Origin of the sequence: Phaeobacter sp. SYSU ZJ3003 (assembly GCF_041300735.1) — a bacterium.
GTDB classification, from domain to species: domain Bacteria; phylum Pseudomonadota; class Alphaproteobacteria; order Rhodobacterales; family Rhodobacteraceae; genus Phycobacter; species Phycobacter gallaeciensis_A.
In genome coordinates this window covers 1-537 of the sequence record NZ_PXNU01000174.1, presented here as the reverse complement: position 1 = coordinate 537, position 537 = coordinate 1, and the positions used below count along the sequence as shown (strand labels likewise).

Annotated in this window: 1 pseudogene; it reads left to right on the top strand. The window is 49.7% G+C overall.

Features of this window, described 5'->3' with window-relative positions:
* Positions 1-499, top strand: a pseudogene (locus C6W91_RS21290) (hypothetical protein); the annotation flags it as partial.
* Positions 500-537: the final 38 nt, after the last annotated feature.

Genomic DNA, 537 nt, shown 5'->3' with positions numbered 1-537 from the left:
AAGCCGCATAACCATGAAATCCGCAGCGTCGCCCGAAACGCTTTTCAACATCGTTCGGGACATTCCCAATGGCCGCTTTTACGGCGGTTGGTGGCAGCAGGTGAACGACGATTGGCGCTCCAAAATCTTCATAGATGACCAGCCGACTATAGAAGTGGACTTCAAGGGCCTCCATGTCGCGATGCTCTACGCTCAGACGGGGAATAAAATGGCGCATGATCCTTATGATATTTCTTCGCAAAAAATAGAAGCTTACCCGCCGGAATTATTGAGGAAATTAATCAAGAGACTTGCCCTTACTGCGATCAACGCAAAGGAAAAAACATCAGCCTACAGGGCATTCCGGGATGGATTTTCCACGGCGCACGTCGGAAAAACCTTGAGCAACAAAAAACTGGATCAGCTGATGGCCGCCTTCTTGGAGGTAAACCCAGCTCTGGAAGCTTTTCTGTTCTCGGATCAAGGCATTAGGCGAGACTGTGCCGAATTTTGTGCCTGACGTGTTTTGTTAGGCCATCGGGAAGCGGTCTTCGAACA